General features: G+C 73.9%; 18 protein-coding genes and 2 pseudogenes. 10 read left to right on the top strand and 10 right to left on the bottom strand.

Features of this window, described 5'->3' with window-relative positions; translation table 11 throughout:
* The first annotated feature begins 39 nt into the window (after positions 1-39).
* Both ACFZBB_RS21450 and ACFZBB_RS21445 read left to right on the top strand, forming a co-directional pair.
* Complete coding sequence (locus ACFZBB_RS21450; RefSeq protein ID WP_391124553.1) at positions 40-1,530, top strand: MFS transporter; 1,491 nt, start codon at positions 40-42, stop codon at positions 1,528-1,530.
* Between the two features lie 125 nt (positions 1,531-1,655).
* The gene (locus tag ACFZBB_RS21445) at positions 1,656-2,036 is read left to right on the top strand and encodes a DUF488 family protein (RefSeq protein ID WP_391124749.1); all 381 of its coding nucleotides are present in this window, start codon (positions 1,656-1,658) and stop codon (positions 2,034-2,036) included.
* A gap of 86 nt (positions 2,037-2,122) precedes the next feature.
* On the opposite strand, the gene ACFZBB_RS21440 is transcribed toward ACFZBB_RS21445, so the two are convergent.
* On the bottom strand, positions 2,123-3,655 hold the full coding sequence (locus ACFZBB_RS21440; RefSeq protein WP_391124550.1) for an aldehyde dehydrogenase family protein: 1,533 nt from the start codon (positions 3,653-3,655) through the stop codon (positions 2,123-2,125).
* Positions 3,656-3,929: 274 nt separating this feature from the next.
* Between ACFZBB_RS21440 and ACFZBB_RS21435 the strand changes: the two genes are divergently transcribed.
* From ACFZBB_RS21435 to ACFZBB_RS21420, 4 genes and pseudogenes are all read left to right on the top strand, one after another.
* Positions 3,930-4,700, top strand: coding sequence for an IclR family transcriptional regulator (locus ACFZBB_RS21435; protein ID WP_355333788.1), 771 nt, complete (start codon positions 3,930-3,932; stop codon positions 4,698-4,700).
* 33 nt (positions 4,701-4,733) lie between these two features.
* Positions 4,734-5,501, top strand: coding sequence for a methyltransferase domain-containing protein (locus tag ACFZBB_RS21430; protein ID WP_391124547.1), 768 nt, complete (start codon positions 4,734-4,736; stop codon positions 5,499-5,501).
* 140 nt (positions 5,502-5,641) lie between these two features.
* Positions 5,642-6,148 (top strand): annotated as a pseudogene (locus tag ACFZBB_RS21425) (SigE family RNA polymerase sigma factor); the annotation flags it as partial.
* A 236-nt stretch (positions 6,149-6,384) separates the two neighbouring features.
* Positions 6,385-7,314, top strand: a complete 930-nt coding sequence (locus ACFZBB_RS21420) for a hypothetical protein (RefSeq protein WP_391124544.1) — start codon at positions 6,385-6,387, stop codon at positions 7,312-7,314.
* Between the two features lie 246 nt (positions 7,315-7,560).
* On the opposite strand, the gene ACFZBB_RS21415 is transcribed toward ACFZBB_RS21420, so the two are convergent.
* Together ACFZBB_RS21415 and ACFZBB_RS21410 are read right to left on the bottom strand one after the other, a co-directional pair.
* Positions 7,561-8,799 (bottom strand): hypothetical protein, encoded by a 1,239-nt coding sequence (locus tag ACFZBB_RS21415; RefSeq protein WP_391124747.1) that lies wholly within the window; start codon positions 8,797-8,799, stop codon positions 7,561-7,563.
* Positions 8,800-8,821: 22 nt separating this feature from the next.
* Positions 8,822-9,754, bottom strand: a complete 933-nt coding sequence (locus tag ACFZBB_RS21410) for a 5-dehydro-4-deoxyglucarate dehydratase (RefSeq protein ID WP_391124542.1) — start codon at positions 9,752-9,754, stop codon at positions 8,822-8,824.
* 249 nt (positions 9,755-10,003) lie between these two features.
* On the opposite strand from ACFZBB_RS21410, the gene ACFZBB_RS21405 reads away from it, so the two are divergent.
* Positions 10,004-10,834: an NAD-dependent epimerase/dehydratase family protein gene (locus ACFZBB_RS21405; protein WP_391124539.1), complete on the top strand. Its 831-nt coding sequence runs from the start codon at positions 10,004-10,006 to the stop codon at positions 10,832-10,834.
* A 79-nt stretch (positions 10,835-10,913) separates the two neighbouring features.
* Here ACFZBB_RS21405 and ACFZBB_RS21400 read toward each other — a convergent pair whose 3' ends face one another.
* The 3 genes from ACFZBB_RS21400 to ACFZBB_RS21390 form a co-directional block, all read right to left on the bottom strand.
* Entirely contained in the window at positions 10,914-11,354 is a 441-nt protein-coding gene (locus ACFZBB_RS21400; protein WP_391124536.1) for a response regulator, read from the bottom strand.
* Positions 11,351-13,135 carry an ATP-binding protein gene (locus ACFZBB_RS21395; RefSeq protein ID WP_391124533.1) on the bottom strand — a complete coding sequence of 595 codons (1,785 nt, stop codon included), beginning with the start codon at positions 13,133-13,135 and terminating at the stop codon, positions 11,351-11,353. The genes ACFZBB_RS21400 and ACFZBB_RS21395 overlap by 4 nt, the downstream gene beginning before the upstream one ends.
* Positions 13,136-13,419: 284 nt before the next feature.
* Positions 13,420-14,622, bottom strand: a complete 1,203-nt coding sequence (locus ACFZBB_RS21390) for a SpoIIE family protein phosphatase (RefSeq protein ID WP_391124744.1) — start codon at positions 14,620-14,622, stop codon at positions 13,420-13,422.
* A 367-nt stretch (positions 14,623-14,989) separates the two neighbouring features.
* Between ACFZBB_RS21390 and ACFZBB_RS21385 the strand changes: the two genes are divergently transcribed.
* Both ACFZBB_RS21385 and ACFZBB_RS21380 read left to right on the top strand, forming a co-directional pair.
* Positions 14,990-15,748: an alpha/beta fold hydrolase gene (locus ACFZBB_RS21385; protein ID WP_391124530.1), complete on the top strand. Its 759-nt coding sequence runs from the start codon at positions 14,990-14,992 to the stop codon at positions 15,746-15,748.
* A 179-nt stretch (positions 15,749-15,927) separates the two neighbouring features.
* Positions 15,928-17,157 carry a TerD family protein gene (locus ACFZBB_RS21380; RefSeq protein ID WP_391124527.1) on the top strand — a complete coding sequence of 410 codons (1,230 nt, stop codon included), beginning with the start codon at positions 15,928-15,930 and terminating at the stop codon, positions 17,155-17,157.
* 177 nt (positions 17,158-17,334) lie between these two features.
* Here ACFZBB_RS21380 and ACFZBB_RS21375 read toward each other — a convergent pair whose 3' ends face one another.
* Positions 17,335-17,751 (bottom strand): CBS domain-containing protein, encoded by a 417-nt coding sequence (locus ACFZBB_RS21375; RefSeq protein ID WP_391124524.1) that lies wholly within the window; start codon positions 17,749-17,751, stop codon positions 17,335-17,337.
* 330 nt (positions 17,752-18,081) lie between these two features.
* On the opposite strand from ACFZBB_RS21375, the gene ACFZBB_RS21370 reads away from it, so the two are divergent.
* Positions 18,082-18,726 (top strand): DUF1524 domain-containing protein, encoded by a 645-nt coding sequence (locus ACFZBB_RS21370; protein ID WP_391124519.1) that lies wholly within the window; start codon positions 18,082-18,084, stop codon positions 18,724-18,726.
* A 137-nt stretch (positions 18,727-18,863) separates the two neighbouring features.
* On the opposite strand, the pseudogene ACFZBB_RS21365 reads toward ACFZBB_RS21370, so the two are convergent.
* The 3 genes and pseudogenes from ACFZBB_RS21365 to ACFZBB_RS21355 form a co-directional block, all read right to left on the bottom strand.
* Positions 18,864-19,196: pseudogene (locus tag ACFZBB_RS21365) on the bottom strand (Tat pathway signal sequence domain protein); the annotation flags it as partial.
* 156 nt (positions 19,197-19,352) lie between these two features.
* Positions 19,353-20,891, bottom strand: a complete 1,539-nt coding sequence (locus ACFZBB_RS21360; RefSeq protein ID WP_391124516.1) for a hypothetical protein — start codon at positions 20,889-20,891, stop codon at positions 19,353-19,355.
* A 304-nt stretch (positions 20,892-21,195) separates the two neighbouring features.
* Complete coding sequence (locus tag ACFZBB_RS21355) at positions 21,196-22,689, bottom strand: carboxylesterase family protein (protein ID WP_391124513.1); 1,494 nt, start codon at positions 22,687-22,689, stop codon at positions 21,196-21,198.
* Positions 22,690-22,703 lie beyond the last annotated feature (14 nt).

The raw sequence follows: 22,703 nt of genomic DNA, 5'->3' as shown, positions 1-22,703 counted from the left end.
CCACTACTGTACGGCGACGGCCGCCGCCACGCTGATCGCATGTCTCCGCGTCTCTCCGGTCCGGACTGTGCGGCCACGCCCGCCGCCCGGAAACCCGTCGCCGCACCCGCGCCCACGCACGCGTCCGCGCCCGCACGCTCGCCCGGCCGCACCCTGGCCGCCGCCCTGCTCGGCTTCTTCGTGATCACCCTGGACGCCTCGGTCGTGACCGTCGCCCTGCCGTCCATCGGCGCCGATCTGCACGGCGGCCTCGCCGCGCTCCAGTGGGTCGTGGACGGCTACACGCTGGTCTTCGCCGCCTTCATGCTCTCCACAGGGGCGCTGTCGGACCGGATCGGCGCCGGGCGCGCCTTCGGCGCGGGCATGGCGGTCTTCACCGCCGCGTCGGCCGCGTGCGGTCTCGCGCCCGGCCTCGGCGTACTGATCGGCACCCGCGTGGTGCAGGGCACGGCCGCCTCGGTGATGCTGCCCGCCTCGCTCGCCCTGGTGCGGCAGGCGTATCCGGACGCCGGGACCACCCCGCATCCGTCCGGCGCGGCGTCCGGCGGCATCGGCAGGGCCCGCGCCATCGCCCTGTGGGCGGCGGGCGGCGCCTCGGCCGTGGCGCTCGGGCCCGTCGCGGGCGGCGCCCTCACCTCGGCGTGGTCCTGGCGCGCCATCTTCTTCATCAACCTGCCGGTCGGTCTGTTCGCCGCCGTGCTGCTGGCGCGGACGCCCCGCTCGCCGCGAAGGCCCGCGCCGCTGGACGTGCCGGGGCAGCTCACGGCGGTGCTGGGGCTGGCCGCGCTGACCTTCGCGGTCATCGAGGGCGGCGGGCTCGGGCTGGTGGCGGCGGCCGTCGCGGTGGCCGTCCTCGCCGGTTTCTTCCTGATCGAGGCGCGCAGCGCGCACCCGGTGGTGCCGCTCGGCCTGTTCAGGGACCGTACGGTCGCGGTCTGTGTGGCGGTGGGCGCCGCGCTGAGCTTCGCCTTCTACGGGATGATCTTCGTGCTCAGCCTCTTCTTCCAGCAGGTGCGCGACCAGTCGCCGCTCGGCGCCGGGCTGATGTTCCTGCCCATGACGGCGCTGATCCCCGCCGTCAACATCGTCTCGGGCAGGCTGTCCGCCCTCTCCCTGCCTTCGGCGGGAGGTGCCCCCATCGGCGCCCGGCTGCCCATGCTCGCCGGTCAACTCCTCATGGTCGCCGGGCTGTTGGTGCTGCTGCCGGTCACCGCCCGCACCCCGGCCGCACTGCTCGCGGTCGTCATGGTGCCGCTCGGCCTCGGCGGCGCCCTCGCCGTACCGCCGCTGACCGCCGCGCTGCTGGACGCGACCCCCGCCGACCGCGCCGGGCTGGCGGCCGGGGTGCTCAACGCGGGCCGCCAGATCGCGGGCGCCCTCAGTGTGGCCGCCTTCGGCGCGCTGGTCGCGGACCGGGACCGCTTCCTGTCCGGCATGCGCGTCTGCCTCCTGCTGTCCGCCGCCCTGCTGACCATCACCGCCGTCGCCACGGCGGCGGCCCTGCGCCCCGGCCACCCGGCCGAGTCCTGACCCGGTGGCCCAGGACCGACCGGGTGGCCAGGTCCCGACAAGGCGGCCAGGTCCCGGCGCGGTGGCGGAACGGCGGCCGGAGGCGTGGACTGGAAGGGGTGAGACGGAGCGGAGAGGCGGACGCGATGGCGAAGAACGCGGGCGCGGCGACGGGCTTCCGGGTGCGGCGGATCTACGACGACGTGGACGCCGGGGACGGCCTGCGCGTCCTGGTCGACCGGCTGTGGCCGCGCGGGGTGTCCAAGGAGCGGGCGGCCGTGGACGACTGGTGCAAGGTGCTCACACCGTCGGCCGAGCTGCGCACCTGGTACCACGCCCACCCGGACCGCTACGCGGACTTCGCGCGGCGCTACCGGGCCGAGTTGGCGGGTCCCGAGCAGGTCCCCGCCACCCAGCGGCTGCGCGAGCAGGCGCGCGCCGGGAACGTCACCCTGCTGACGGCGGTGAAGGACCCGGAGCACAGCCACGTCCCCGTGCTCCTGGCCCATCTCACGGACGCGTCCTAGAGCGGGTCGCGAGGTCCCGTCCGGCCGCACCGGACGGGACCTCGGGGTCAGTCCGGCCTGGGGCACCGTACGGCCGCCCCCGGGGATCACCTGACCAGGACGCCGTCGACCCGGCGCGGGACGCCCAGCGGGTTGGCGTCGGCCAGCTCGGGCGGCAGCAGCGCGGGCGGGGTGTCCTGGTACGCCACCGGCCGCAGCCAGCGCTCGATGGCGGTGCCGCCGACGGAGGTGGAGGTCGAGGTGGTGGCCGGGTAGGGGCCGCCGTGGTGCTGGGCGGGGGCCACCGCGACACCGGTCGGCCAGCCGTTGACCAGGACGCGCCCGGCCAGGCCGGTGAGCCGGGCCAGCAGCGCCGCAGCCTCGCCGCCGGGCTGCCCGGCCTCCTCCGTGCCGAGGTGCGCGGTCGCCGTGAGATTGCCCGGCAACCGGTCGAGCACGGCGGCCAGTTCGGCGGCGGACCCGTACCGTACGACGACGGTCAGCGGACCGAAGCACTCCTCGAGGAGCAGGTCGTACGCGCCCTGCTCGGTGAGGTCGGCCGCGGCGACGGTGACGAAGCCGGGCCGCACCGCGTGCTCGCCGCCGTCGCCCGCGGTGACGGGGGCCTCGACGCCGGGCAGGGCGGCGCGGGCGGCGACGCCCTTGAGGAAGTTGTCGCGCATGCGGGCGTCGAGGAGCACACCGGGGCCCGCGTCCGAGGCGGCGCCGGTGAGCGCGGCCACCAGCCGGTCGCCGTGCTCGCCGCCGGGGGCCAGGACGAGGCCCGGCTTGGTGCAGAACTGGCCGACGCCCAGGGTGAAGGACCCGGCGAGCCCGGTGCCGATCTGCTCGGCGCGCTCGGCCGCCGCGGCCTCGGTGACGACGACCGGGTTGAGGCTGCCCAGTTCGCCGTGGAAGGGGATCGGGCGCGGCCGTGCGGCGGCGGCGTCGTAGAGGGCGCGTCCGCCGGGGACCGAGCCGGTGAAGCCGGCCGCGGCCACCAGCGGGTGCTTGACCAGCTCGACCCCGGCCTCGAAGCCGTGCAGCAGGACGACGGTGTCGGCGGGCAGGCCCGCGGCGACGGCGGCGCGGCGCAGGATGTCGGCGCACAGCGCGGAGGTGGCGGGGTGGTCGGGGTGCGCCTTGACCACGACCGGGCACCCGGCCGCGAGCGCGCTGGCGGTGTCGCCGCCGGGTACGGAGAAGGCGAGCGGGAAGTTGCTGGCCGCGTAGACGGCGACGACGCCGAGCGGGATCTTGTAGCGGCGCAGATCGGGGCGCGGGACGGGCTGCGCCGCCGGGTCGGCGTGGTCGATGATCACGTCCAGGTAGCCGCCCTCGTCGACCACATCCGCGAACGCGCGCAACTGATAGGCGGTGCGGGCGAGTTCACCGGTGAGGCGGGGCAGCCCGAGCGCGGTCTCGGCGTCGGCCGCCGCGATGACCGCCGCGCCCTCGTCCTCCAGCAGCCCGGCGGCGCCGCGCAGCAGGCGGGAGCGTACGCTGCGGTCGGCGAGCGCGGGAACGGTGGCCGCCGCCGCGCGCACGGCGGCGTCGACCTCGTCGGCCGTGGCCTCCACCGCGACCTGCTCCCGCTGCTTCCCGGTTCGGGGGTCGACGCTCCAGACTGGTACTGCCACCGGAAGAACCTCCACATTTCCGTACTGCACGACGGCATCGTTCTCTATACTGAACAACGTCTTCAGATATGAATCACCAATCGTCCGGAGCCTACGTCCACGGGCCCGGCCGGACAAGGCGGGCACCGGGCACGGTGCGCGCACGGACACGCACGACGCACCATCACGACAACCAAGCACGACAACCAAGCACGACAGACAGACACGACGAACACGCACCACACACGAGCACGACTGAACGAGCACCACGAACGTCTTAGAGGGGTCGTACGCGATGGCTGTTGCCGAGGGAGCCGGTTCCCAGGTCAAGTCCGCGGTCCGCACGGTGGAACTGCTGGAGTTCTTCGCGGGCCGCCCCGGCATGCACAGCCTGGCCGCCGTGCAGGAGTCGGTGGGGTACCCGAAGTCCAGCCTGTACATGCTGCTGCGCACCCTGGTCGACCTCGGCTGGATCGAGACGGACGCCACCGGTACGCGATACGGCATCGGCGTGCGCGCGCTGCTGGTCGGCACCTCGTACATCGACGGTGACGAGGTGGTGGCCGCCGCGCGGCCCACGCTCGACCGGCTGTCCGACGACACCAGCGAGACCATCCACCTCGCGCGCCTCGACGGCACCAACGTGGTCTACCTGGCCACCCGGCAGTCGCAGCACTACCTGCGGCCGTTCACCCGGGTCGGGCGCCGGCTGCCCGCGCACTCCACCTCGCTCGGCAAGGCGCTGCTGGCCACGTACACCGACGAGCAGGTGCGCAAGCTGCTGCCGGAGACGCTGGAGCCGCTGACCGAGCACACCCACACCGACCGCGAGAAGCTGATCGAGGAGCTGGCCCAGATCCGCGAACAGGGCTACTCCGTCGACCGCGAGGAGAACACCCTCGGGCTGCGCTGCTTCGGGATCGCGATCCCGTACCGCACGCCCGCGCGGGACGCGGTGAGCTGCTCGGTGCCGGTGGCCCGGCTGACGCCGGGGCACGAGCAGATGATCAAGGACACGCTCTTCGACGCGCGGGACCGGCTGCTGCTCGCCACGCGCCGCCTCTGACGGTCGTACGGCCGCCGTCGTAGGGTCGGTGGCATGCGCGAATCCGATACCCAGATGTTCGCCCGCCGGGCCTCCTCCTTCGGAACCGAGGCCGCCGCCTATGCCGCGCACCGGCCCGACTACCCGGTGGCGGGCGTGCGGTGGGCGCTGCACGCGACCGACGACGAGCGCGGCACGCTCGACGTGCTGGACCTCGGCGCGGGCACCGGCAAGCTGAGCCAGTCGCTGGTGGCGCTCCGCCACCGGGTCTCCGCCGTGGAGCCGGACCCCGCCATGCGCGCGGAGTTGGAGCGGCTGCTGCCGTCGGTGACGGTGCTGGCGGGCGGCGCGGAGGAGATCCCGCTGGCGGACGCCTCGGTGGACGCGGTCGTGGTGGGGCAGGCGTTCCACTGGTTCGACCAGGAGCGGGCGATGCCGGAGATCGCGCGGGTGCTGCGGCCCGGCGGCACGCTGGGCGCGCTGTGGAACACCGACGACGACCGGGTGGAGTGGATCGCCGGGCTCAACAAGGTGACGGCGAGCCGGGTGTCGTACCTCGACTGGCGGCCGGGCAAGGGCATCGACCGGCACACCGGCTTCACACCCGTCGAACACGGCGAGTTCCCGCACCGGCAGCCGCAGACGGTCGACTCGCTGCTGGCCACCGTCGCCACCCACTCCCACGTCCTGGTGCTCGAACCCGCCGAGCGCGAGGCGCTGGTGGGGCGGATCAGGGACTACCTGACGTCCCGTCCCGAGACCTCCGGCGGCCCCTTCGACCTGGAGATCGTCACCCGGGTGCAGCGCTGCGCCCTGACGTGACGAGCCGTCAGGCGGCCTGCTGATCCGGGGTTCGCCGCCCGTCGCCGAAGTGCTGTTTCCCGACCTCTGCCCATGGCCTTCCACCGCTGCTACGCTCACGCCGCGCCGTGGCGGGGAGGTCCGGGCAGGAAGAGGTGACCGTGGGCACAGCCATCGGCGACGACGCCGACGCCGCCGCTGATTTCCACGCGTTCTTCGAGCAGCACTACGCGGAACTGGCGCGTCTGGCACACCTGTTGACCGGTGAGGCGGACGCGGCCGACGATCTCGCGGCCGACGCCCTGGTCGCCATGTGGCGGCACTGGGACCGGGTGCGGGCGGCCGACCACCCGGTGGCGTACGCCCGCGGTGTGGTGACGAATCTGGCCCGCTCGCGCATTCGCAGCGCGGTACGGGAGCGGCGGCGGATCGCGCTGTTCTGGTCGCAGCCGCAGGACCGGACCGACGGTCCCGACGTACCGGCGGTGCTCGACGTGCGCGAGGCGTTGCAGCGGCTGCCGTTCCGCAAGCGGGCGTGCGTGGTGCTGCGGCACGCGTTCGACCTGTCGGAGCGGGACACGGCGGCGGTGCTCGGCATCTCGGTGGGTACGGTGAAGAGCCAGACGTCGCGCGGCGTCGCGGAGTTGGAGCGGCTGCTGGCGCCGCGGACGGGCGGCGCCGAGCCCGACCCGGCCGCGGGCGACGGGGTGCGGGCGGTGCCAAGTGCCGGTGCGGCGCCGGGTGCCGCTACGGTCCCGGGCGCGGGCGCCGCCGGCGGTGCGGGCCCTGTTCCCGGCCCCGCCGTCCCCGGCGCCGCGGGCCCGGTCGTCGCCGGCCCCGGCGCGGCGCGCATCATGGGTGCGGCGGGTCCTGCGGCTCGTACTCGTACGGGACGGGGAGTGTGATGGCCGACAGGACCGACAGGGCCGAGCTGCCGGAACGGCTGCGGGACGCGGCCGGGTCCCACCGGCCGGACCGGGAGCGGATGCTGGCGCGGGTCGAACAGGGCATGGCGGAACGCGACATGGCCGGGCCCGGCATGGCGGAGCCGCCGCGCACCGGCGGGCGGTCCGACGGGCACGGCGGCGGGACCGGGGCGCCGTGGATGCGGATCGCCGCGGTGACGGCGGCCGTCGCGGGCGCGATCGGCCTCGGCGGGCTCGCGGTCGGCGCCGTGACCGGCAACGGCGAGCCGACGCAGTCCGTGGTGACCTCCGGCGGGCCCGGCGTCACGCACTCCGCGACCTCCAGGCCGGTCGGCACCGACTCCCCGGCCGCGCAGCCCCGTTCACCGTCCGCGCCGTCGCACCCGACCGGCCACCACGGCGGTACCGGCGGTACGCGTCCCACGGGCACGCCGTCCGGCGGCGCGTCCTCCCCCACCGGCGCTCCCCCGTCGTCGGCGGCCACCACCTCGGGCATCGACGGCGGCGCGCCGGGCTCGGTCGAGACCGCGCGGAACGGCACGCTGACCGCGCGGGGTTCGGTGGACAGCGCGAGCAACAACTACTGGACGCAGAGCGATGTGGTGCTGACCACCGGCAAGCCGCTCACGTCGCTCAGCGTCGAACTGCGCGTGGCCCGCACCGAAGGCGTCAGCAGCACCGGTTCGTGGACCTCCGTCTCGGGCGGCACGAACCCCACGGTGACCGTGGAGGGCGCGGAGCTGGTCTACCGCTGGACGCTCGACGCGGACAACACGCTGGCGCCCGGCACGTACACGTTCTCGGGCCAGTTCAACCACGCCGCGGGCGCCCGCGCCACCGGCGGCGACACGTACACCGCCCGCTGGACCGGGCCCGACGGCACGTCGTCGGTCGACGGCGGATTCTGACCGGACGGCTCCCGTAGCCCGCCGGAAATATTCGCGTCATACGCGGCAACCTCCGGTGCCCCGGTGGCGACTTGAGTACGCACAGCCCTCCCGCCTCACCTGAGGGTGACGCTCCGGGGCGCGGCGGTACCCCCATGATCGCCGCGCCCCGGCACGTCTCGTGCTGCCGCCCGCCCACGGCGTGCGCGCGCCGCGCGGGCCCGTCGTCGGCGCGTGCCGTCAGCGCGCCCGCGAAGGCTCCGCGCCTCAGGCAAGCGCCGACCGTACGGCCCTCAGGTCGGCGGCCGAGGCCAGGCCCGCGTGGTACAGGCGCAGTTCGGTGGCGCCGAGCGCGGCGGCGTGCGCGGCGTCCTCGGCGAGCGTGCCGGGGCTGCCGCCCATGCCGGAGACGACGGTGAGGTTCGCCGCCAGTACGGTGCCTTCGCGGCGGTGCGGCGCGAGCGGGGTCAGCATCGCCTCGCGGGCGGCCGGACCGCCGGCGCAGGGCAGGACGAGCCCGTCCGTGTGGGCCAGGACGCGGGCCGGTTCCACGCCCGCGTTGGCGCCGCAGCGGTACGGCGCCGGGTCGGCGTGCATCAGCACCTGGAACCCGGGCGCGGCGGCGGCTCGTACGGCGGCCACGGCCCGCTCCTGGAGCGAACCGGCCGTCTCCGTACGCCAGGTGAGGGTGAGCGCCGTCAACTCCGCGCCGAGCAGCTTCTCGATCGCCGGGAGCCCGGCGGCGTCGTCGCCCGGGGCGTCCCCCTCCAAGACGGGTGCCAGCGCGCCGCGGACGGCGGCGGCCACGTCGGCGGGATCGGCGCCGAGCCCGGCGTAGCCGTCCCGGCAGTGCGCGCAGAAGCACAGCGACATCAGGTACTGGGCGGCGTCGCCGAGCGGCACCCCGGCGATCTTGTCGTGGGCGTGCAGGTGGGCGAGGCCGTACCAGCCCAGGGACTCCAGTTCGGTGCCGCCCGCGCCGGGGCGTACGGCGGCCTCCGCCGCGAGGTCCACCAGGTAGGTACGGACGGCGGGTTGGGCGATGCAGGGCGCCCACGGGTAGCGGTCGCCGTAGGCGTTGACCACCGAGGTGGCCGGATGCTCGGCGCCGAGGCGGGAGTTGTGGGCGAGCACGACCCAGGTGTGGACGTCGAGCCCGGCGGCGGCCAGCGCGCGGGCCGCCGTACCGAAGGCGTCCCCGCCGCCGTCCGCGTCGAAATCCCCGACCCCGACCCCGGCCCTGTCCCCGGCCTCGCCCCTCGCCCAGCTCCCGGCCGGGTAGGGCCGCAACTCCCTTCCCTTCCAGCGCTGTTCGTCGGGCGGATAGAGCACGGCGGAGTGTTCCGCGGTGACGATCCGGTGCCGGGGGTGACGGGGGGTCAGCGCGCGGGTGGAGTGGTAGGCGGAGGCGAGGGTGACCTGCTGGACGCCGAGGGCGGCGATCCGTTCGGCCGCCTCGGGGTCGCCGACGACGTCCCAGGGGTAGACGAAGGCGGAGGTCCTCATGGTCGGCATGTCCGGGGCCCGTTCAGCGGTCGCCGAGCAGCGCGAGGCCCTGCTCGATGAGGTCGGCCAGTTCCTTGACGTGCGCGGCGGACGGCTCCGACAGCGGCGGGCGGACCTCGCCGACGTCCAGGCCGCGCATCCGTACCCCCGCCTTGACCAGCGAGACGGCGTAACCCCGGCCCTGGTTGCGGAGGTTGACCAGCGGGCGGTAGAAGCCGTCGATCAGCTTGTTGACGGTGGCGTCGTCGCCGGTGGTGAGCGCCTTGTGGAAAGCGAGGGCGATCTCCGGCGAGAAGGCGAAGACCGCGGAGGAGTAGAGCAGTACGCCGATGCCGCGGTAGGCGAGGCCGGTGAGTTCCGCGGTGGGCAGGCCGTTGAAGTAGAGGAAGTCCTGGCCGGGGAGTTCGGTGCGGACCGCGCTGATGATCCGCTGCATCAGGTCGAGGTCGCCGAGGCCGTCCTTGAGGCCGATGATGTTGGGCACCTTGGCGAGTTCGACGACCGTCTCGGGGGTGAAGACAGCGTTGTCGCGCTGGTACACGATGACATCGAGGCCGGTGCCCGCCGCGAGCGCCGCGTAATGCCGCAGCATGCCCTCCTGACCGGGGACGACGAGGTAGGGCGGCATGGCGAGCAGGCCGTCGGCGCCCGCCTCCTCGGCGAGCCGGGCGTACTGGACGGCGAGCGCGGTCCCGTATCCGGCCCCGGCCACCACCGGCACCCGCCCCGCGACCTCGTCCACCGCCGCCGCGACGCACGCGCGGAACTCCTCGGGGGACAGCGCGTGGAACTCGCCCGTGCCGCAGCACGCGAAGACGGCGGCGGCGCCCGCCTCCACCCCGGCGCGCACATGCGCGCGGAACGCGTCGAGGTCGAGACCGCCGTCCGGGCCGAAGGCCGTCACGGGGAAGAACAGCAGGCCGTCGAGGCGCTCGGCGAGGGCGGGTGAGGTCATCGGGTTCCCCCTGAGGTCTGTGCGCTCATCTGATCCATGTCTATATTCATGAACGCTGCCACGCTAGGTGAGGCGACCTGGGCGGGTCAAGCCGACGGGCACCTCCGAGAGCCCCTGCGCCGCCCGCATCCACCGCCAAGAAATGTCCATATACCTGAACGTCATCCATGGACATACCCACGGCGGACGTCAGCCGTCTACAGTGACCCCTAAGGTCAGCGAAGCCCCCGCCAGACACGGAGACCCCGTATGCCCGCTCCCCGCACCGTCCTGCTCACCGGCGCCGCAGGCGGCCTCGGCACCCTCATGCGCGGCCTGCTGCCGTCGTACGGATACGACCTGCGGCTGTTCGACGTCCGCCCGGTCGAGGGAGCGCCCGACGGCGCGCGGGTGATCACCGCGGACCTGTCCGACCGGGACGCGCTGCGCGAGGCGGTGCGCGGCGTCGACGCGATCATGCACCTCGCCGGGATCTCACTGGAGTCCTCCTTCGACAAGATCCTGCGCGGCAACATCGAGGGCACCTACCACCTCTACGAGGCCGCCCGCGAGGAGAACGTCCGCCGGATCGTCTTCGCCTCCAGCAACCACGCCGTCGGCTTCACCCCGCGGCCGCAGGGCTCCCCGGTGCCGGACGAGGGGCTGATCCCGATCACCACCCCGCGCCGCCCCGACACCTACTACGGGCTCTCCAAGTGCTTCGGCGAGGACCTGGCGCAGCTCTACGCGGACCTGCACGGCATCGACACCGTCTCCGTACGCATCGGCTCCTGCTTCCCCGAACCCACGTCGGTGCGCATGCTGTCGGTCTGGATGAGCCCGGCCGACGGCGCCCGGCTCTTCCACGCCGCGCTCAGCGCCGGGACCACGGGGCACACCGTCGTCTACGGAAGCTCTGCCAACACCCGCCTGTGGTGGGACCTTTCGGGTGCCCGCGCGCTCGGGTACGAACCGCGGGACGACTCGGAGCCGTTCGCCGCGAAGCTCATCGCGGAGCAGGGCGAGCTGGACCCGGACAATCCCGCGCACGCCAACCTCGGCGGCCCGTTCTGCACGGACCCGCCGATCTGGCCGTACTGACAGACGCGCTGCGAGACGGACAGGTGGACGTGCGGGGGCACGCGCGGAGCCGTACGGACCGTACGCGGACGCCGCCCGCTCAGCGGCCGGGCAGCCGTACCACCGACAGGAAGAAGTCGTCGATCTGCCGCACCGCGCTGATGAACTGCTCCACGTCGACGGGCTTGGTGACATACGCGTTCGCGTGCAGTTTGTAGCTGCGGAGGATGTCCTCCTCGGTGGCGGACGTGGTGAGCACCACCACCGGGATCATAACCAGGTCCCGGTCGCCCTTGATCACCTCGAGCACCTGACGCCCGTCGTACTTCGGCAGGTTGAGGTCGAGCAGGATCAAGTCGGGCCGCACCGCGTCCTGGTGGGCGCCGCGCCGATAGAGGAAGTCCAGCGCCTCCTCGCCGTCGCGGACCACGTGCAGGGTGTTGCCGATCCTGTTGTCGGCGAACGCCTCCCGGGTCATCAGCTCGTCGCCCGCGTCGTCCTCGACCAGCAGGACCTCGATCGGCTGTACGGGTTGACTCATACGCGCGGTGCTCCCTCTGCTCCCTCGATGCCAGGCGCCGCCGCCTGGTCAGGTGATTCTTCTGCCCCGGCGGACAGCGTGAAACGGATGCGGGTGCCGCCGGTGTACTCGTTGTCCACCGAAATGCGCCCGCCGTGGTGCTCGATGATCTTCCGGCACATGGCGAGGCCGATGCCGGTGCCCTCGTAGGTGTTGCGGCTGTGCAGCCGCTGGAAGAGCACGAAGACCTTCTCGCTGAACTCCTCCTGGATGCCGATGCCGTTGTCGGTGACGCTGAAGACGAGCGTGCCGTCGGGGGCGGTTCCCGACTCCACCGTGATCACCGGCGGCCGGTCGGGGGAACGGAACTTGATCGCGTTCCCGATCAGGTTCTGCCAGACCAGGGCCAGCAGCGTCGCGTCGCCGACGGTGTCCGGCAGCACGGCGGGCCGCTCGACGCGCGCCCCGGACTCCTCCAGCCGGTCCGCGAGGTTGTACAGCGCCTGATCGAGCGTGCTCTCCAACTGGACCGGCCGGTGGTCGTCCTGCGCCCGGCCCACCCGCGAGAAGGCCAGCAGGTCGTTGATGAGGATCTGCATGCGCTTGGCGCCGTCGACCGCGAAGTCGATGTACTGCACGCCGCGTTCGTCCAGCGCGTGCCGGTAGCGCTTCTCCAGGAGCTGGCAGAAAGACGCGACCTTGCGCAGCGGCTCCTGGAGGTCGTGCGAGGCGACATAGGCGAACTGCTCCAACTCGGCGTTGGAGCGGCGCAGTTCCTCGGCCTGCTCGGTCAGCTCCGCCGCCTGGGCGGCCAGCAGTCCGCGCTGGCCGTGCGCCTCGGCCAGCGCGCCCGCGATACCGCTGCGCATCGCCTCCACGGCCTCGGCCAGCACCCGCAGATCGGCCGGGCCGCTGGGCTCGATCCCGGTGTCGAAGTCGCCGCCCGCGACCCGCAGCGCGTCGTCGCGCAGCCGCCCCAGCGGCAGGCCGACGATCCGGCGCAGGAGCAGCGCCAGGAAGCCCATGGCGACCAGGAAGCAGGCCAGCATCGCCAGGAACACCGCGTCGCGTTCGTTGCGCACGCTCCGCAACTGATCCTGGCTGTGCTGCCGGTCCTCCTTCAGGTGCGTGTCCTGGATCGTGAACTGGGTGCGTACGGTGTCGAAGCCCCGCTTGCTGCTGTCCAGCAGCGAGGTGTCGGCGGAGGTGGGCAGGCCCTCGCGGGCGTGCTCGATGAGCGGCAGCGCGTACGTGGTGCGCCAGCGGTCGGCCGCCTCCTCCAGCGCCAGCAGGTCGGCGGAGGCGCGCTTGTTGCCGCTGATCAGCGGGCGCAGCCTGGCGGTGATCGCCTTCTGGTCCGCGAGGCCCTCGGTGTAGGGCTGGAGGAATTCCGTCGAATGGGTGAGCACATAGCCGCGCACGCCGGTCTCCTGGTCCAGCAGCGCGGTCTGCAACCGCACCCCCTCCACCCGCGCGGGCTGCACCCGGTTCGCCAGGTGGTCGGAGATGGACGTGGTGTGCGCGAGCAGTTGCGCGCCGATCACCGCGAAGACGAGGACGAGCAGCGTCATCCCGCCGAGCACGAGGTTGAACGCGCCCTGGACCGTGATCCGGCCCTTCTCGCGCGGCCGGAAGCCGGACCTCGTCCGGGGGGCCTTCTGCCCGCCAGCGGGTACGGGGGCGGGCACGACGTCGGGCGCGGGATCGGGATCGTGTGCGGGATCGACGTCCGGCGCGGGTTCGACGTCGGGACCGGGACCGGACTCGGACCGCGGCCCGGGTACGGGCGCGCTCTCGGACACGGGCCCGGCTTCGGATACGGACTCGGATACGGCCTCAGGCTCGGACACGGGCTCGGGCTCGGGCTCGGACACGGGCGGCGGGTCGGTCGGGGGATGCGGCACGGACGCGGACTCCGGAACTGGCGTGGGATCGGGCGTGGACTGGGCGACGGGCGCGGTCTCGGGAGCGGGCGCGGCCCCGGCAGCGGGCGCGGCCCCGGCAGCGGCTTGAGGCGTCGGCTCCGGCGCGGGCCCCGTGGGTTCCGTCTGCTCCGAACGGGGCGCCGACGCGGGCGGGTGTTCCGTCATGACCTCACCCGCCATCCCGTGTGCATCACGGCCGCGTCGTCCTCGAGACCGCCGCGCCCCGCCGTCGCCGTCTCGGCCGCGTTGATCAAGGCGTCGACGAACGCCTCCGCGGGCAGTGCGCCGTTCTTCCGAGCCAGCTCCAGCAGCCCTTCCTCGCCGAGCCGTTCCGGCCCGTCGCCGTACCGCCACTCGAAGAGGCCGTCGGTGAAAAGGACCACGGACGCGCCGTCCAGCGCCTCGGTCGTCACCGGCCAGACGCCCCGTCCCGGCAGCAGCCCGAGCGCGGGCCCGTACGCCGGCTCCCACCACTGGACGTCGGCGCCGCGGCGCAGCAGCACCCCCGGATGCCCGGCTCTGACGATCTTGACGGTGGTGCGGTCGGGGGCGAACTCCAGCGAGCTGAGGGTGGCGAAGACATGCTCGCCCGCGCGCTCGGCGACCAGCATCTGCTCCAGCATGCCGGGCAGTTCGGCGCCGCGGGTGCCGGCGAGGACGAAGGACCGCCAGGCGACCCGCAGGCACACGCCCAGGGCCGCCTCGGCCGCGCCGTGCCCCGACACGTCGCCGATGACGACGTGCACCGTGCCGTCCTCGGTCTGCACGACGTCGTAGAAGTCGCCGCCGAGCAGCGCGTGGTCGCGGCCCGGCCGGTAGCGGGTGGTCACCTGCCAGTCGTCGCCGCGCAGCAGCGGGGTGGGCAGCAGCCCGCGCTCCAGCCGGGCGTTCTCCTCGGCCCGCATGGAGCTCTCGCGCAGCGCCACGTGCGCGCGCTCGATCTGCTTGCGCTGGACGGCGTAGCGGATGGCGCGGCTGAGCGACTGGGGTTCGAGGGCGCTCTTGGACAGGTACTCCTGGGCGCCGGAGGCGACAGCGGCGAGCCCGGCGTCCTCCTCCGACAGACCGGTCAGCACCACGACGGCCGCGCCGGGCGCGTCCTTCAGCAGCCGGGACACCGCGTCCACGCCGAAGGCGTCGGGCAGGTGCAGGTCGAGCAGGACGCACTCGGGCGCGGCGCGGCGGGCCAGCAGCTCCAGCGCCTCGGCGAGATTGCTCGCCCTGACCACCTGGGTCGCGGCGTTGCTCAGCGCGAGGTACTCCTCGACGAGCAGCGCGTCGCCCTCGTCGTCCTCGACCAGCAGGACCGTCGCGGGGCCCGACTGCCCGAAGGAGGCGGGCGGCGCCGTGCGCGGACTCTGAATGTCGCGGATGTCACGGACATCACGGCTGTCATGCCCGTCGCGGGTGTGCGGGATGCCCACCGGAAGTCCGGCCGGAACTCCGGCCGGGCCGCTCTGCACCACGTTTCTTCCTCCGCCTTCGGCTGCCCGACCATTGAGATTGCGCTGAGCGTACTTGCCCAGGGCAGGAGCGTATATGCGGGAGCCTCCGGACCCCTGTTCGATCCGGCAACCTGTGCGTCGGGACCACCCGCGCGACCCGTCCGGAACCGTCGTCGCTACGAATGACGGAGGATTGACGGGGTACGTCGGAACGGGGATTCCGGAACGGCCGTTCGTACCTGTCACGGCACGTCGGCGGAGGGAACGGACACGGGTGGAGGCACGGGTGGCAGAGGACCGCGACGGCGACAGCGCACGCGCGGGGTATCGGGGCCTGGTGATGCGGCGTTCCGCGGCGGCCCCCGAGGCAGCGGTGCTGGTGCTGCACGGCGGCCGGGAGCGCGGTATGGGCCGGCCGTCCCGGCTGAACGCGCCGGTGCTGCGGATGCGCCCCTTCGTCCGGGCGCTGGCCCGCGCGACGGAGGGCCGCCGGGTGGTGCTCGCCGAGGCCCGCTACCGGCACCGCGGCTGGAACGGGGAGCGGGCGGACGCCGCGCGGGACGCGGCCGACGCGCTGGCGGAGCTGTCCCGGCGGACCGGCGGGGCGCCGGTCGTGATGGTCGGGCACTCCATGGGCGGCAGGGCGGCGCTGCGGGTGGCCGGTACGGACGGGGTGGTCGGCACGGTGGCGCTGGCCCCCTGGTGCCTGCCGGGGGAGCCGGTGGAGCAGCTCTCGGCGGCCCGGCTGGTGTTCCTGCACGCGGAGGCCGACCGGATCACCTCGCCCGTGGAGTCGTTGCGGGTGGCGGAGCGGGCCAGGGCCGAGGGCGCCGAGGTGTGCCGCTTCGTGCTGCCGGGCGGCGACCACGCGATGCTGCGCCGGGCGGCCGTCTGGCACGCGCTCACCACCCGGGCCGTCTGCGGCCTGCTCGGCCTGTCCGCGCTCCCGCCCGAGATCGCCTCCGCCTTCGCCCTGCCGCCCGGCTCCCCCGACGGCCTCGACGTGCCCGCGACCGCCAGTGACGGGCGGGGCGTGCGGGTGTGAAGGTACGGGGCTGCCGATACGGGTCCGACCGTACGGAACCACGGGCGCGACGCTGCCGGTACGAGCCGGCGCGGGCACCGGAAAGGGCGCCGGGACCGGGTGCCCATAGCGGGCCGGAAGCTGATCTCCGGGTCATGGAACCGCAAACAACAGTCGGTCGTTACGGGGGCATGACCGCTATGACGCCTGGCTCGAATGTGCCGCTCTCCGTGCCCCGAGTGGCCGTGGACGTCGCCGCCTCCTCCGCACGGCTCGATGTCTCGGGCCTGCTCCTGACCGGTGACGGGAAGGTGCGCTCCGACGACGACTTCGTCTTCTACAACCAGCCCCAGGGGCCCGGCGTCAGCCACCGCTCCGGGGGCGGTTCCGGGCCCGACTCGATCACCGTGGACACCGCGGCCGTCCCGGCCGGGATCGAGAAGGTCGTGGTGACCGCGAGCCTGGACGGCGGCGGTCCCTTCGCGGGTACGACGCCGACGGCCACGGTCCGCAGCGCGGACGACGGCTCGGTGATCGCCACCTTCACGCCCACCGGGCTCGGCCCGGAGACCGCGCTCGTCGTGGTCGAGGTGTACCGGCGCGGCGGCGCCTGGAAGGTCCGCGCGGTCGGCCAGGGGTACGCCAACGGGCTGGGCGGCATCGCCAGCGACTTCGGGGTGAATGTCGAGGAGCCCGCGGCCCCTGCGGCCCCCGCCCCCGCAGCCGCGTTCGCCCCGCCGCCCGCGCCGGGACTGCCCAGCGCGCCGCCGCCCTCCGGCGCGCCCGCCGCGTATCTGCCGCCGCCGCCCTCCGCTCCCCCGGCCGCGCCGCCCGCTCCCGCACCGGGCGCGGGCAAGGTCAATCTGGACAAGGGCCGGGTCAATCTCCGCAAGAACGAGACGGTGTCGCTGGTCAAGGCGGGCAAGCCGTTCCTGTCCTCGGTGCGGATGGGCCTGGGCTGGGAGCCCGCCTTCGGCGGCCGGGACATCGACCTGGATGCGTCGGTGATCGCCTACGGTCCGCAGCGCAACCACATCGCGACCTGCTACTTCGGCAAGCTGTCCATCCTCAACGGCGCGGTCCAGCACTCCGGTGACAATCTGACCGGCGCGGGCTCGGGCGACGACGAGACGATCACCGTGCACCTGGGCGGGCTGCCGCCGGAGGTCACCGGTCTGGTCTTCACGGTGAACTCGTACTCGGGGCAGAAGTTCAACAAGGTCGCCAAGGCGTACTGCCGGCTGCTCGACGCGGGCACCGGCGAGGAGCTGGTCCGCTTCGACCTGACCGGCAGCGAGCCCCGCACGGGTGTGCTGATGGCCAAGCTGATCAAGCAGTTCTCCGGCGAGTGGGAGATGACCGCCATGGGCGACTTCATCGACTCGCGTACCGCCAAGGGGATGGTGCGGCCCGCCTCCGCGGCGCTCTGAGGCACCGCGGACCGGACGTGTGCCCCGTGGGCCGCCGCCCGGTCCGCGCGGCCCGGCATGAGTCCACGCGGACCGGCGGCGGCCCGCGCGACCGGCCTCAGGCAGCGCGCGACCGGTCCCAGGCGGCGCGCGACCGGCCTCAGGCGGCGCGGGCCGGGCTCGGACCGCGCGCCGGTCTCAGACCGCGCGGATCGCCGTCGCCAGGGCGCCCGCCTCGGCCGGGCCGAGGTGCCGGGCGATGTCGGCCTCACTGATGATGCCGACCAGGCGGCTGCCCTCGACCACCGGCACCCGGCGGATGCGCCGGGAGGACATGGTCGCGACGACGCTGCCCGCGTCGTCGTCGGCCGCGGCCGTCACCGGGCTGCCGTCCATGAGGTCGGCGGCCCGGACCGCGCCCGGGTCGTGGCCGGTCGCCACACAGCGCAGCACGATGTCCCGGTCGGTGAGCACCCCTTGGAGCCCGCCGTCGTCACCGGTGACCGCCAGGGCCCCGACGTCCGCGTCCCGCATCCGCTTGGCGGCCACGTCCAGGGTCTCGTGGGCGGAGATCGTCTCGACGCCCTGATGCATGATGTCGCGCGCAGTGGTCACAGCAGCTCCATTCGTCCCGGGCCCCCGCGCCGACCATAAAGTCCCGCGCGCCGCCCCGCACGGCGGCGGGAGCCGGGGCCCGGGCCGGGAGCGGGAGGGCGCGGGGGCGCCGTGCGCACGGCGCTCGGAGGCCGTCCGGCCCCCGTACGCACCGGCTCGTGCGCCGCGCGGGCCTCGTACGGGGGGGACCGCCACCGGATGTTCGCACATCAACATGTCATGGTCACATAAAATTTACCGCTGACGGTCTACCCGCATAGACCCGTGGCCGGGACCCTGGTCGGGAACCACCCGTACCGCTCGACCCCCTAGCCACGGGAGCGCTCAGTCATGCCCAAAAACCGTCTCGTGCACGGAATCTGTGCCGCCGTCAGCGCGGCACTGCTCGCGCTGACCGTCCTGTTCGTCAGCGGCGGCCCCGCACAGGCCGCTCTGCCGACCCCCATCGCCGCCTCCACCGCCCGCAGTTACCTGTCCGGCATGACGGCCACCGCGGAGACGCACGCCTCGACGTACGACCGGAATCTGTTCCCGACCTGGATCACCATCTCGGGCACCTGCGACACCCGCGAGTACGTGATCAAGCGCGACGGCACGAGCGTGGTGACCGACAGCTCGTGCAAGGCGACCTCGGGGAACTGGACCAGCCCGTACGACGGCGTGACCACCACCGACCCCTCGACCTTCGACATCGACCACCTGGTGCCGCTCGCCGAGGCGTGGGCCTCGGGCGCCTGGGCCTGGACCACCGCGCAGCGCCAGGCGCTGGCCAACGACGTGACCCGCCCGCAGCTCGTGGCCGTCTCCGCGCACTCCAACCGCTCCAAGGGCGACGGCGACCCGGCCGAGTGGCTGCCGCAGGCGTCGTACCAGTGCACGTACGCCCGCGCGTGGGTGCAGGTGAAGCACTACTACGGTCTGACCGTGGACAGTGCGGAGAAGTCGAAGCTCACGTCGATCCTCAGCGGCTGCTGAAACGTTCCGGCCGCACCCGGCCTCGCTGGTCACGGCGGTGACGAGCGCGGCCGGGCGGCGGTCCGCCCCTCAACCCGGCCGCACCACAGCCCGGCTGCACATCAGCCCGGAAGCCCGTCAGCCCGTCAGCCCGGCGTCTTCAGGGTCAGCGTGCGCCGGCCGGGCGCGTAGAACCAGACGACCCCCTCGCGCACGACGTACACCCCGTCGTCCGCCCACCACAGGCCCGTCAGCCCCTGCGCCCGCGTGACCTCGCCAGCCGCGAACGGCGTCTCCACCCAGTCCACGCCGTATACGGTGCCGGGCCCGGTCGCCCGTGACAGGTCGTCCACGTAGCGGCCCCCGGAGTCGATGCACCGGAACGCCTGGAGCACGCCACCGCTCTGTGCCGATGGCGGCGTCCGTCGGCACAACGACGTTCCCGCGGTCAGATACGCGTGACCTCGCTTCGGGTCGACCACCACGGCCTCCCGCGTACGGCTGAGCGGCACCGGGGCTCCTCACGTCGCGCTGACCACCCACGGTGCCGCCCCGCGGCCAACCCCGGATGAACGGCGTCCTTCCGCGAGGCGGCCACCCGGTTGCCCCGGCGCGGGGGCGCGCCCCGAGCGGTGGCCCGCCGTGCGTCAGCCCGAAAGGCCCTGGCGGGAGCGGGCCTTGAAGGCCGCCTTGCGGGCGTCCTTGGCGGATTTGCGGTCCGGGTGGAGACGCCCCATGGCTTCGAGGACGTCGGCGGTGGCGGGGTGGTCGACGCGCCAGGCGGCGTCGAAGAAGCCGTCGTGCCGGGCGACGAGGTCACGGACGAGGTCGGCCAGGATCTCGGGGGCGTCGTCGGCGGCGAGCTGCGCGGCGAGGGTGTCGATGGTGAGCCAGAAGACCATGTCCGCGTCGGGCGCGGGGATGTCGGCGGCGCCGCTCTCGGTGAGCCAGACGCGGGCGAGGCCGCCGAGCACGCGGTCGTCGAGGACTTCGCGCAGCGCGGGCTCGGCCTCGGCGCCGAGCAGGGTGAGCGTCTGCTGGCAGATGAGACGACGGCCCGGCGCACCGGCGTCGTCGCCGCGCGCGGCGGCGAGCAGTTCGCGTGCGGCGTCGGCCGGCTTGCGGTCCTCCAGCCACAGCTCGGCCTCGACGCGCGCCGCCTGGTCGGGGTAGCCGGTCAGCGCTTCGAGGAGGTCGACGCCCGACCCGCCCGCGAGGTCGCCGATGGCGGGGGCCTGCGCGCCCGCGTCCACGAGCCGTTCGCGCATGCCGTGCACACCGAGCGGGGTGAGCAGGACCATGCCGTAGCGGGAGACCTCCTCGGGGTCGAGGTCGTCCCCGACGGCCCCGCCGCTTCCCTCGGGGAATTCGGGGAAGGAGCCGGCTTCCCCGTCGCCCTCCGCCTCCTCGATCAGCGCCTCGTCGACCGGCTGGTAGTCCAGCAGTCCGGTGGTGGCGAGCAGCCGGAAGTGGTCGTCCAGCCGCATCATCACCTCGGTGACCTCTTCGAGGACGGCGTCGCTGGGCTGGTCCATCTCGTCGGGCACGACGAGGGACGCGGCGAGCACCGGCAGCGGTACGGCGTCGGGCCCGTCCTCGGCGACCGCCGAGTCCTCGACGGCCATCAGCGCGTAGAGGTTGACCAGCGCGCTGTCGAGGAATTCGGCCTCCTTCTCCGGGTCCCAGTCCAGCTCGTCCAGGAGCACCTGGTCGCCGTCGTCCATGACCTCGCGCAGGCTCTCGAAGTCCGGTGCGGCGGCGTCGGCGAGGGCCGACTCGGCGGCGGCCAGCCAGATGTCGAGCACGTCCTGCGGGAGGCCCGCGGTGATCCGCTCGTACGCCTCGCCGGGCAGCGCGCGACCGGCGACCTCGCCGGCCGGCGTGGACTCCTCGGCCTCCTCGTCGATCTCCAGGACCAGCAGGCCGGTGTCGACGGCGACGCCCCATGCCTGGGCGGTCTCGGCGAGCCCTTCCTCGTCCTCGTCCACCGGGAGGCCGAGTTCCGCGGCGGCGGCCACCAGGTCGTCGTCCAGCAGCTCGCCCATCGCGTCGACCGGCCGTTCCGGTGTCGCCCACCGGGTCAGCCGCAGCGCTCGGTCCAGCAGCGGCACGGCCAGTGCCAGCCGCGCGAGGTCGTCCGCGGGGAGCAGCCGTACGGGCGGCAGGACGAGGGGACCTTCGGACATGGGGTGACTCCTAGAGGGCTCTACGGCTGTACGGCGTGAGGGGTGGGCCGGTCCGGCTCACCCCTGGCGGGTGAATCGGACCGGCACACGCGAACCGGTACGCGCGCCGGACGCGCGCACTCAGCGTAGGCCCTGCGACCCCCCGCCCGTCGGCCTCCCGGCCCCGCCGCACCCGTCACCCCACCGGTTCACCCGCCCGTAGCGACACGTTCCGGCCACCGCCGCCCGCCACCGGGTGCGTACCGGCCACGCATCCTTCAGGCGTACGGGAGTTCGGCGCGCGGGAGGCGCCGAAGCGAAGGGCTCAGCGCACCCCGTCCCACAGGGCGCGCTCGTCCGGGCGCGGGTCGCGTACCGGACCGCAGTGCGCGGGGTCGTCCGCCGTGCCGAAGACCATCGTCGTACGGTCCCGGGTGTCGTACGCGGGCCAGCCGGGATCGCCGGTGGCGGCGAAGGAGACCCAGGCGGCGTGCATGGTGTCGGCGAGCGGCTGCGGCGGGGCCTCGCCGAGCAGCATGGTCTCGCCGGGTGCGGCCAGGTTGTCGAAGGCGAAGGCGATCTCGGAGGCGTGGCAGGCGCCGAGGCGGCGGTCGAAGGCGGTGGAGCGGCGGCCGAATTCGTAGACGTGGGCGCGCGGCACCGACTCGGCCAGGCGGACCGCGGGCATCCGGAAGAACCAGTCGGTGAGGACGGCGGAGAACAGGTCGCCGGTGGTGGCGCCGGGGCGGTTGGCCGCGTAGAGCGGCAGCGCGGTGTCGGGGTCGAGGCCGTGCCGGGCGATCGCGGCCCGCAGGTGCTTGTCGTCGATGTAGTCGATGACGCCGCTGGGGACGGTGAAGAGCCGGTACTCCTCGGCTGTGGTGCCGATCAGCAGGTCGACGGCGCAGTCGGCGCCGGGTCCCGGCACCGGGTCGACGCGGGCGGCGGTGCTCGCGGTGTCCGCGATCGGCTCGAAGGGCATGGCGTTCAGCGCGACCTCGCCCCACAGCGCGGGGTCGGGGTTGGCGGTGACCTCGTTGCGCAGGGCGGTCTGCGCGGGCAGCAGGACATCCAGCGGGAGTGCGGCGAAGGCGGCGGCGGTGGGTTCGACGCCGAGTTTCGCGGCGAAGTGCGCGGCGACCTTGCGGGCGGTGTCCCGGCCGATCGTGTGGTGCGCGGCGCCGCTCTGGAGGATCGCCCGATGGAAGAGTCCTCGGGCGCCGGGGGCGGTGAGCAGCACCCCGATGCTCATCGCGCCGGCCGATTCGCCGAAGACGGTGACGCGGTCGGGGTCGCCGCCGAAAGCGGCGATGTTGTCGCGGACCCATTCGAGGGCGGCGATCTGGTCGAGCACTCCGCGGTTGTCGGGGGCGCCGTCGAGGGACAGGTAACCGTCCGTCCCCAGGCGGTAGTTGACGGTCACGCAGACGACGCCGTCGCGGGCGAACGCGGCGCCGTCGTAGATCGGCAGCGAGCCCGAGCCGTTCATGAAGGCGCCGCCGTGCAGCCACACCATGACCGGTGCGCCGCCCGCGGTGTCGGGTGTCCACACATTGAGGTTGAGGCAGTCCTCGCCCGCGATGTCCGGGTCGGGCAGCAGCACGTCGAACGGCTTGACGTAAGGGCCCTTGGGCACGGTCGGGCCGAACGCGGTCGCGTCGCGTATGCCCTCCCACGCGGCGGGCGGTTGCGGCGCCATGAACCGGTGCGGTCCGAACGGCGGTGCGGCGTAAGGGATTGCGCGGAAGACGGCGACGCCGTCCTGGCCGGCCGCTCCGCGTACGTCGCCCTGCCGGGTGGTGCAGACCGGTTCGTCCATGCGTCAGACTCCTT

Origin of the sequence: Streptomyces sp. NPDC008139 (genome assembly GCF_042957025.1) — a bacterium.
Classification (GTDB): Bacteria; Actinomycetota; Actinomycetes; order Streptomycetales; family Streptomycetaceae; genus Actinacidiphila.
This window is presented reverse-complemented; position numbering and strand designations above follow the sequence as displayed.

Excerpts from the sequence above, each read along its gene's own strand:
- ACFZBB_RS21450 (WP_391124553.1), top strand. The coding sequence starts at position 40 with ATGTCTCCGCGTCTCTCCGGTCCGGACTGTGCGGCCACGCCCGCCGCC.
- ACFZBB_RS21445 (WP_391124749.1), top strand. The coding sequence starts at position 1,656 with ATGGCGAAGAACGCGGGCGCGGCGACGGGCTTCCGGGTGCGGCGGATC.
- ACFZBB_RS21435 (WP_355333788.1), top strand. The coding sequence starts at position 3,930 with ATGGCTGTTGCCGAGGGAGCCGGTTCCCAGGTCAAGTCCGCGGTCCGC.
- ACFZBB_RS21430 (WP_391124547.1), top strand. The coding sequence starts at position 4,734 with ATGCGCGAATCCGATACCCAGATGTTCGCCCGCCGGGCCTCCTCCTTC.
- ACFZBB_RS21420 (WP_391124544.1), top strand. The coding sequence starts at position 6,385 with ATGGCCGACAGGACCGACAGGGCCGAGCTGCCGGAACGGCTGCGGGAC.
- ACFZBB_RS21415 (WP_391124747.1), bottom strand. The coding sequence starts at position 8,799 with ATGAGGACCTCCGCCTTCGTCTACCCCTGGGACGTCGTCGGCGACCCC.
- ACFZBB_RS21410 (WP_391124542.1), bottom strand. The coding sequence starts at position 9,754 with ATGACCTCACCCGCCCTCGCCGAGCGCCTCGACGGCCTGCTGTTCTTC.
- ACFZBB_RS21405 (WP_391124539.1), top strand. The coding sequence starts at position 10,004 with ATGCCCGCTCCCCGCACCGTCCTGCTCACCGGCGCCGCAGGCGGCCTC.
- ACFZBB_RS21400 (WP_391124536.1), bottom strand. The coding sequence starts at position 11,354 with ATGAGTCAACCCGTACAGCCGATCGAGGTCCTGCTGGTCGAGGACGAC.
- ACFZBB_RS21380 (WP_391124527.1), top strand. The coding sequence starts at position 15,928 with ATGACGCCTGGCTCGAATGTGCCGCTCTCCGTGCCCCGAGTGGCCGTG.
- ACFZBB_RS21370 (WP_391124519.1), top strand. The coding sequence starts at position 18,082 with ATGCCCAAAAACCGTCTCGTGCACGGAATCTGTGCCGCCGTCAGCGCG.
- ACFZBB_RS21360 (WP_391124516.1), bottom strand. The coding sequence starts at position 20,891 with ATGTCCGAAGGTCCCCTCGTCCTGCCGCCCGTACGGCTGCTCCCCGCG.
- ACFZBB_RS21355 (WP_391124513.1), bottom strand. The coding sequence starts at position 22,689 with ATGGACGAACCGGTCTGCACCACCCGGCAGGGCGACGTACGCGGAGCG.